Origin of the sequence: Escherichia sp. MOD1-EC7011 (assembly GCF_002965005.1) — a bacterium.
In the GTDB taxonomy this organism is placed as follows: Bacteria; Pseudomonadota; Gammaproteobacteria; order Enterobacterales; family Enterobacteriaceae; genus Escherichia; species Escherichia ruysiae.
This window is the reverse complement of the sequence record NZ_PTRD01000027.1, coordinates 174597-183900: the sequence shown is the minus strand read 5'-3', so window position 1 is coordinate 183900 and position 9304 is coordinate 174597. Positions and strand designations below refer to the sequence as shown.

The window sequence follows — 9304 nt, the reverse complement described above, 5'->3', positions numbered from 1 at the left end:
TCTACATTATCGCATTATTAATAAAAAATAAAAAATTGATATTTTCTTATCTATTACAGATATTAATCGCATTGTATATTTTGATGATTTATATCACCTTATAAAAACAAGTAAGGCTTTAACCATTATCAAAACAAAAATTTCATCATATTTTGAAACAAAAGGATTCAACAGATATATCTATCACCACGATAGACCACATATCAAAAACATTACAAAATATCTTAACTATGAAAAAAAATGTTTTTATAATATTTTTAAGTATTCTCTGTACAGGAGCCGTTGTGGATCATCCTCACTTAGACAGTAGGATACCAACAAACGAAATAATCAATTGTCTTTCCCGCTCCATCCAGGAAAGTGGTTATATAATGGATCTAAACGGCACCAGGCTGCCTATTAATGCAAAAGAATTCGCAACATACAAAATGTCAAACTTCTCCGGTTCATTCTGGATCGAATATTCAACAGAAGGAAGACCAATAAGGGAGGCTGGTATAAAAGATGCAACACAGGAGAGTTATAAGGTTCTGAATGATGCATTGCGACTATGTAGTGAGACCCTGACAAGATATTGACGTTCACAATCAATGTATTTACAGTCCACACTATATATCAACAAGTCAGCTTTCCGAAATTGCTGAACATTTCATCTCCGACAGTCCGCTGACGAAGATCTTTTTCGGATTTACCTGTGAATTACCGATGCAAAAAACTGTATATCTGCGGGTTTGTATTAATATCCTAACACAGACATAAAAAGTCTATCATTGCGCTTAACTTATCACAGATACGGGAAAAAGTGAGCTAAAGAAAAAGCGACAACGAATTTAAATGGAAAACGAAATATTTAAAAAGGCTACCGTGCTCTTGATGCGGCTCCCTTGAACAGTTCTCGATAATCGGAAAACTCAGGGCGCGTTATCCTGTGGTCACTCTCAGCCATGTGTTCGGGGTTCATCGCATTAGCTACAAATACTAACCAGACGGCAGACGTGCTGTATTACGCAGTCAGGTACTTGAGCTACATAGCATCAGCCACGGTTCAGCCGGAGAAAAAAGTATCGCCACAATGAGTAGAACTGCTATCTGCCCCACCAAACTATCAGGAGGTTTTGATAACCCTTAGCAAGCTAACATAAAACAACGGGCGTGTTATACGCCCGTTACAGTTTTTAACACATGCAGAAATTACATGTTCTTGATGATCGCATCACCAAACTCTGAACATTTCAGCAGTTTAGCGCCTTCCATCAGACGCTCGAAGTCATAGGTTACGGTCTTCGCGTTAATCGCGCCTTCCATACCTTTAACAATCAGATCTGCGGCTTCAGTCCAGCCCATATGGCGCAGCATCATCTCAGCGGAGAGGATGATAGAGCCTGGATTTACTTTGTCCTGACCGGCATATTTCGGCGCAGTACCGTGGGTAGCTTCAAACAAGGCGCATTCGTCACCGATGTTTGCGCCAGGGGCGATACCGATACCGCCAACCTGCGCTGCCAGGGCATCAGAAATGTAGTCACCGTTCAGGTTCATACAGGCGATAACATCATATTCAGCCGGACGCAGCAGGATCTGTTGCAGGAATGCATCAGCAATCACGTCTTTAATGACGATCTCTTTGCCGGTATTCGGGTTTTTAACTTTCAGCCACGGGCCGCCGTCGATCAGTTCACCGCCAAACTCTTCACGCGCCAGCTGGTAGCCCCAGTCTTTAAACGCGCCTTCGGTGAACTTCATGATGTTGCCTTTGTGCACCAGGGTCACAGAGTCACGATCGTTAGCAATTGCGTATTCGATCGCGGCACGAACCAGACGTTTGGTGCCTTCTTCAGAACACGGCTTAATGCCGATACCGCAATGTTCCGGGAAGCGGATTTTCTTCACGCCCATCTCTTCACGCAGGAATTTAATCACTTTCTCAGCGTCGGCAGAGTCAGCTTTCCATTCGATACCCGCATAAATGTCTTCCGAGTTTTCACGGAAGATAACCATATCGGTCAGTTCAGGGTGTTTAACCGGGCTTGGAGTGCCCTGATAGTAACGTACCGGACGCAGGCAGATGTAGAGATCCAGTTCCTGGCGCAGGGCTACGTTCAGAGAACGAATACCGCCACCAACCGGGGTGGTCAGCGGGCCTTTAATGGCAACGCGATATTCACGAATCAGATCAAGGGTTTCAGCAGGCAGCCAGACGTCCTGACCATAAACCTGTGTGGATTTTTCACCGGTGTAAATTTCCATCCAGGAGATTTTACGCTCGCCTTTATAGGCTTTCTCGACCGCAGCGTCGACCACTTTCAGCATGGCTGGGGTTACATCTACACCGATTCCATCACCTTCGATGTAAGGGATAATCGGATTTTCAGGAACGTTGAGTTTGCCGTTTTGCAGGGTGATCTTCTTGCCTTGTGCCGGAACAACTACTTTACTTTCCATTCACCTCTCCTTCGAGCGCTACTGGTTTGCTCGTCTGCCACCACGTTGCATATGCGTTTGCGTCCTGCGATACGGATGCTTTAGAGCAATTTTTTGTTAATGATTTGTAATTGGCTTGTCAATACTACCCTATTGTTTGCCGTCATGAAAGATGCGCGTTATTAGGCTATAATGCGGCAATTCATAATCTCTGAAAATACCATGCAAAAAACTTCTTTTAGAAATCACCAGGTTAAGCGATTCAGCTCGCAACGTTCTACCAGGCGTAAACCTGAAAACCAGCCCACGCGTGTGATCCTGTTCAATAAACCCTACGATGTTCTTCCGCAGTTCACCGATGAAGCAGGGCGTAAAACATTAAAAGAATTCATCCCGGTTCAGGGCGTTTATGCGGCTGGTCGTCTCGACAGAGATAGCGAAGGGTTACTGGTGCTGACTAATAATGGCGCGTTACAGGCGCGTTTAACCCAGCCGGGCAAACGCACCGGGAAAATCTATTATGTGCAGGTGGAAGGCATTCCTACGGAAGACGCTCTTGAAGCCTTGCGCAATGGCGTAACCTTAAATGATGGCCCTACCCTGCCCGCTGGCGTGGAATTGGCTGAAGAACCGGAGTGGTTATGGCCGCGTAATCCGCCAATTCGTGAACGAAAAAGTATTCCCACCAGCTGGCTGAAGATCACCTTATATGAAGGACGTAATCGCCAGGTACGCCGCATGACCGCCCATGTTGGTTTCCCCACACTGCGACTGATTCGCTATGCGATGGGGAGTTACACGCTGGATAATCTTGCTAATGGCGAATGGCGAGAAACCACAGAATAAGGAAGCACAATGTTTAAACCGCACGTTACCGTTGCCTGCGTGGTGCACGCAGAAGGCAAATTTTTAGTCGTTGAAGAGACGATTAATGGTAAAGCGTTATGGAACCAACCTGCCGGGCATCTGGAAGCAGATGAAACCTTAGTGGAAGCCGCCGCGCGTGAGCTGTGGGAAGAGACGGGCATCAGCGCGAAACCGCAACATTTCATCCGTATGCATCAGTGGATTGCGCCAGATAAAACGCCGTTTTTGCGTTTCCTCTTTGCCATTGAACTTGAGCAAATATGCCCGACCCAGCCTCATGACAGCGATATCGACTGCTGCCGTTGGGTCAGCGCCGAAGAAATTTTACAGGCGTCAAATCTTCGTTCGCCGCTGGTGGCGGAAAGTATTCGTTGTTATCAAAGCGGGCAACACTATCCGCTGGAGATGATTGGCGATTTTAACTGGCCTTTTACAAAGGGTGTCATCTAAAAGGCTGCGTGATAGAATACGCCGCCTTGAAGTTCAATGTCGTGAGTGATCCAATGTCTGAAACCGCAAAAAAAGTAATCGTCGGCATGTCCGGCGGTGTCGATTCCTCCGTTTCTGCCTGGCTGTTGCAACAACAGGGATATCAGGTCGAAGGCCTGTTTATGAAGAACTGGGAAGAAGACGACGGTGAGGAATATTGCACGGCGGCAGCGGATCTGGCTGATGCCCAGGCTGTCTGCGACAAGCTCGGCATTGAACTGCACACCGTCAACTTTGCTGCTGAATACTGGGACAACGTCTTCGAACTGTTTCTTGCCGAATATAAAGCCGGTCGCACGCCGAATCCGGATATTCTGTGCAACAAAGAGATCAAATTTAAAGCCTTCCTCGAATTTGCCGCCGAAGATTTAGGTGCCGATTATATCGCTACCGGTCATTACGTTCGTCGCGCAGATGTCGATGGCAAGAGCCGCCTGCTGCGTGGTCTGGACAGCAACAAAGACCAGAGCTACTTCCTTTACACGCTTAGCCATGAGCAGATTGCGCAAAGCCTGTTCCCGGTCGGCGAACTGGAAAAACCGCAGGTGCGTAAGATTGCTGAAGATCTCGGTCTGGTTACCGCGAAGAAAAAAGACTCTACCGGCATTTGCTTTATTGGCGAACGTAAATTCCGCGAGTTCCTGGGGCGTTATCTCCCGGCGCAACCGGGCAAAATCATTACCGTTGATGGCGATGAAATTGGCGAACACCAGGGGCTGATGTATCACACCCTCGGTCAGCGTAAAGGTCTGGGTATCGGTGGCACTAAAGATGGCACCGAAGAACCGTGGTACGTCGTCGATAAAGACGTCGAGAATAACATTCTGGTTGTCGCGCAGGGTCATGAGCATCCACGTCTGATGTCTGTTGGGTTGATTGCCCAGCAGTTGCACTGGGTCGATCGTGAACCGTTCACCGGCACTATGCGTTGCACGGTAAAAACCCGCTATCGCCAGACCGACATCCCATGCACCGTCAAGGCGCTGGACGATGATCGCATTGAAGTGATTTTCGATGAACCCGTTGCCGCAGTGACTCCGGGTCAGTCTGCCGTCTTGTACAACGGTGAAGTGTGCCTCGGTGGCGGTATTATTGAGCAGCGTCTGCCGCTGCCGGTCTGATTATTATCTTTACTTAAAACAAGGAAGCAGTGAACGTGGCAAAGAATTACTATGACATCACCCTCGCCCTGGCTGGTATTTGTCAGTCGGCTCGCCTGGTGCAACAACTCGCTCACCAGGGGCATTGTGATGCCGATGCGCTACACGTTTCACTCAACAGTATTATTGATATGAACCCCAGCTCCACGCTGGCGGTTTTTGGCGGTAGCGAAGCCAACCTGCGCGTCGGGCTGGAAACCCTGCTCGGCGTGCTCAATGCCAGCAGTCGCCAGGGTTTGAACGCTGAGTTAACCCGCTACACCCTTAGCCTGATGGTGCTTGAGCGTAAACTTTCATCTGCCAAAGGTGCGCTCGACACTCTGGGCAACCGGATCAACGGCCTGCAACGCCAGCTCGAACACTTCGATTTACAGTCCGAAACGCTGATGAGCGCGATGGCCGCCATCTATGTTGATGTTATCAGCCCGCTTGGCCCGCGCATTCAGGTCACCGGTTCCCCTGCTGTACTGCAAAGCCCGCAGGTGCAGGCGAAAGTTCGCGCAACCCTGCTGGCAGGCATTCGCGCCGCCGTGCTCTGGCACCAGGTCGGCGGTGGACGTCTGCAACTGATGTTTTCTCGTAATCGCCTGACCACTCAGGCAAAACAAATTCTTGCTCATTTAACCCCGGAGTTGTGATCTATGGAATTATCCTCACTGACCGCCGTTTCCCCTGTCGATGGACGCTACGGCGATAAAGTCAGCGCGCTGCGCGGGATTTTCAGCGAATATGGTTTGCTGAAATTCCGTGTACAAGTTGAAGTACGTTGGCTGCAAAAACTAGCCGCGCACGCAGCGATCAAGGAAGTTCCTGCTTTTGCTGCCGACGCAATCGGTTACCTTGATGCAATCGTCGCTAATTTCAGCGAAGAAGATGCTGCACGCATCAAAACCATCGAGCGTACCACTAACCACGACGTTAAAGCGGTTGAGTATTTCCTGAAAGAAAAAGTGGCAGATATCCCGGAACTGCACGCGGTATCTGAATTCATTCACTTTGCCTGTACTTCGGAAGATATCAATAACCTCTCCCACGCGTTGATGCTGAAAACCGCGCGTGATGAAGTGATCCTGCCATACTGGCGTCAACTGATTGATGGCATTAAAGATCTCGCTATTCAGTACCGCGATATTCCGCTGCTGTCCCGTACCCACGGTCAGCCAGCCACGCCGTCAACCATCGGGAAAGAGATGGCTAACGTTGCCTACCGTATGGAACGCCAGTACCGCCAACTTAACCAGGTGGAGATCCTCGGCAAAATCAACGGCGCCGTCGGTAACTATAACGCCCACATCGCCGCTTACCCGGAAGTTGACTGGCATCAGTTTAGCGAAGAGTTCGTCACCTCGCTGGGTATTCAGTGGAACCCGTACACCACGCAGATTGAACCGCACGACTACATTGCCGAGCTGTTTGATTGCGTTGCGCGCTTTAACACTATTCTGATCGACTTTGACCGTGACGTCTGGGGTTATATCGCTCTTAACCACTTCAAACAGAAAACCATTGCTGGTGAGATTGGTTCTTCCACCATGCCGCATAAGGTTAACCCGATCGACTTCGAAAACTCCGAAGGGAACCTGGGGCTTTCCAACGCAGTGTTGCAGCACCTGGCCAGCAAACTGCCGGTTTCCCGCTGGCAGCGTGACCTGACCGACTCCACCGTGCTGCGTAACCTCGGCGTGGGTATTGGTTATGCACTGATTGCTTACCAGTCTACCCTGAAAGGCGTGAGCAAACTGGAAGTGAACCGTGACCATCTGCTGGATGAACTGGATCACAACTGGGAAGTGCTGGCTGAGCCGATCCAGACAGTCATGCGTCGCTATGGCATTGAAAAACCGTATGAAAAGCTGAAAGAGCTGACTCGCGGTAAGCGCGTTGACGCCGAAGGCATGAAGCAATTTATCGACGGTCTGGCGCTGCCAGAAGAAGAGAAAGCGCGCCTGAAAGCGATGACGCCGGCTAATTATATTGGTCGTGCCATCACGATGGTTGATGAGCTGAAATAATCCCCTGTCAAGGCCGGATGGCGATGCTGTCCGGCCTGCTTCTTAAGCGAATCTTTTCCTGTGTTGCCTCCCCTACCCGCTGGTTTAATTAATGTTTACTCCCATAAATACATAATCGCGTTACACTATTTTAATAATTAAGACAGGGAGAAATAAAAATGCGCGTACTGGTTGTCGAAGACAATGCGTTGTTACGTCACCATCTTAAAGTTCAGATTCAGGACGCTGGTCATCAGGTCGATGACGCAGAAGATGCCAAAGAAGCAGATTATTATCTCAATGAACATTTACCTGATATTGCCATTGTCGATCTTGGCTTGCCTGATGAAGATGGTCTGTCGCTGATCCGCCGCTGGCGTAGCAATGATGTTTCACTACCGATTCTGGTATTGACCGCCCGTGAAAGCTGGCAGGACAAAGTCGAAGTCTTAAGTGCCGGTGCTGATGATTACGTGACCAAACCGTTTCATATTGAAGAGGTGATGGCGCGTATGCAGGCGTTGATGCGGCGTAATAGCGGTCTGGCTTCACAGGTTATTTCGCTGCCACCGTTTCAGGTTGATCTCTCCCGCCGTGAATTATCCATTAACGACGAAGTGATCAAACTGACCGCGTTTGAATACACCATTATGGAAACGCTAATCCGTAATAACGGCAAAGTGGTCAGCAAAGATTCGCTGATGTTACAGCTCTATCCGGATGCCGAATTGCGGGAAAGCCATACCATTGATGTATTAATGGGCCGACTGCGTAAGAAAATTCAGACGCAATATCCGCAAGAAGTGATTACCACCGTTCGCGGCCAGGGCTATCTGTTCGAATTGCGCTGATGAAAAAATTACTGCGTATTTTTTCCCCACTCTCGCTACGGGTTCGTTTTCTGTTGGCAACGGCAGCGGTAGTGCTGGTGCTTTCGCTTGCCTACGGGATGGTCGCGCTGATCGGTTATAGCGTCAGTTTCGATAAAACCACGTTTCGGCTGTTACGTGGCGAGAGCAACCTGTTCTATACCCTCGCGAAGTGGGAAAACAACAAATTGCATGTCGAATTGCCAGAAAATATCGACAAGCAAAGCCCTACAATGACACTGATCTATGGTGAGAACGGGCAACTTTTATGGGCGCAGCGTGACGTTCCCTGGCTGATGAAAATGATCCAGCCTGACTGGCTGAAATCTAATGGCTTCCATGAAATAGAAGCGGATGTTAACGATACCAGCATTTTGCTGAGTGAAGATCATTCTATACAGCAACAGTTGCAGGAAGTACGGGAGGATGACGACGACGCTGAGATGACTCACTCGGTGGCAGTAAACATCTATCCGGCAACGTCGCAGATGCCGAAGTTAACCATTGTGGTGGTTGATACCATCCCTGTAGAGCTTAAAAGTTCCTATATGGTGTGGAGCTGGTTTGTCTATGTGCTCTCAGCCAACCTGCTGTTAGTGATCCCTCTGTTATGGGTCGCCGCCTGGTGGAGTTTACGCCCTATCGAAGCCCTGGCAAAAGAAGTCCGCGAACTGGAAGAGCACAACCGGGAACTACTCAACCCTACCACCACGAGGGAACTTACCAGCCTGGTACGTAACCTGAACCGACTGTTAAAAAGTGAGCGTGAACGTTACGACAAATACCGCACTACGCTCACCGACCTGACGCACAGTCTGAAAACACCGCTGGCGGTGCTGCAAAGTACGCTACGTTCCATGCGTAGTGAGAAGATGAGCGTCAGCGAAGCAGAGCCGGTAATGTTGGAACAAATCAGCCGCATCTCGCAACAAATTGGCTACTACCTGCATCGCGCCAGTATGCGCGGTGGAACATTACTTAGCCGCGAATTGCATCCTGTCGCCCCACTGCTGGACAATCTCACCTCGGCGCTGAACAAAGTTTATCAGCGTAAAGGGGTTAATATTTCCCTCGATATCTCGCCAGAAATCAGCTTTGTGGGTGAGCAGAATGATTTTGTCGAAGTGATGGGCAACGTACTGGATAACGCCTGTAAATACTGTCTTGAGTTTGTCGAAATTTCAGCCAGACAAACCGATGATCATCTCTATATTGTTGTCGAGGATGATGGCCCCGGCATCCCGAAAAGCAAGCGTGAAGTGGTCTTCGACCGTGGTCAACGTGTTGACACTTTGCGCCCAGGACAAGGTGTCGGTCTGGCAGTCGCACGTGAAATTACCGAGCAATACGACGGAAAAATGATCGCCGGAGAGAGTATGCTCGGCGGTGCACGAATGGAAGTGATTTTTGGTCGCCAGCATTCTTCGCCAAAGAGTGAATAAATATGCCCTTTCTTCACGCATTACGTTAAGCATCCGTTATAATCGGTTGCAGATACCAGCCTGTG

Annotated in this window: 9 protein-coding genes and 1 pseudogene; 9 read left to right on the top strand and 1 reads right to left on the bottom strand. The window is 49.1% G+C overall.

The genetic code is table 11. The features are described 5' to 3' along the window. The first annotated feature begins 284 nt into the window (after positions 1-284). Both A7098_RS15115 and A7098_RS15110 read left to right on the top strand, forming a co-directional pair. Positions 285-578 (top strand): hypothetical protein, encoded by a 294-nt coding sequence (locus A7098_RS15115; protein ID WP_024165126.1) that lies wholly within the window; start codon positions 285-287, stop codon positions 576-578. A 226-nt stretch (positions 579-804) separates the two neighbouring features. Next, positions 805-1078: pseudogene (locus A7098_RS15110) on the top strand (IS3 family transposase); the annotation flags it as partial. 113 nt (positions 1079-1191) lie between these two features. Here A7098_RS15110 and icd read toward each other — a convergent pair. Beyond that, the gene (icd, locus tag A7098_RS15105) at positions 1192-2442 is read right to left on the bottom strand and encodes an NADP-dependent isocitrate dehydrogenase (RefSeq protein ID WP_000444487.1); all 1251 of its coding nucleotides are present in this window, start codon (positions 2440-2442) and stop codon (positions 1192-1194) included. 171 nt (positions 2443-2613) lie between these two features. Between icd and rluE the strand changes: the two genes are divergently transcribed. From rluE to phoQ, 7 genes are all read left to right on the top strand, one after another. Further along, complete coding sequence (rluE, locus tag A7098_RS15100) at positions 2614-3267, top strand: 23S rRNA pseudouridine(2457) synthase RluE (protein ID WP_001248687.1); 654 nt, start codon at positions 2614-2616, stop codon at positions 3265-3267. Positions 3268-3276: 9 nt separating this feature from the next. Then, complete coding sequence (gene nudJ, locus A7098_RS15095) at positions 3277-3738, top strand: phosphatase NudJ (RefSeq protein WP_032225390.1); 462 nt, start codon at positions 3277-3279, stop codon at positions 3736-3738. A gap of 53 nt (positions 3739-3791) precedes the next feature. Next, positions 3792-4898: a tRNA 2-thiouridine(34) synthase MnmA gene (gene mnmA / locus A7098_RS15090; protein ID WP_105281023.1), complete on the top strand. Its 1107-nt coding sequence runs from the start codon at positions 3792-3794 to the stop codon at positions 4896-4898. A 35-nt stretch (positions 4899-4933) separates the two neighbouring features. Further along, complete coding sequence (gene hflD / locus A7098_RS15085) at positions 4934-5575, top strand: high frequency lysogenization protein HflD (RefSeq protein WP_001297479.1); 642 nt, start codon at positions 4934-4936, stop codon at positions 5573-5575. A 3-nt stretch (positions 5576-5578) separates the two neighbouring features. Next, positions 5579-6949 (top strand): adenylosuccinate lyase, encoded by a 1371-nt coding sequence (gene purB / locus A7098_RS15080; protein ID WP_000423715.1) that lies wholly within the window; start codon positions 5579-5581, stop codon positions 6947-6949. 158 nt (positions 6950-7107) lie between these two features. Beyond that, entirely contained in the window at positions 7108-7779 is a 672-nt protein-coding gene (phoP, locus tag A7098_RS15075; RefSeq protein WP_001265482.1) for a two-component system response regulator PhoP, read from the top strand. Next, a complete protein-coding gene (gene phoQ / locus A7098_RS15070) occupies positions 7779-9239 on the top strand; it encodes a two-component system sensor histidine kinase PhoQ (protein ID WP_105281022.1) in 1461 nt (486 codons plus the stop codon). The genes phoP and phoQ overlap by 1 nt, the downstream gene beginning before the upstream one ends. The last annotated feature ends 65 nt before the right edge of the window (positions 9240-9304 follow it).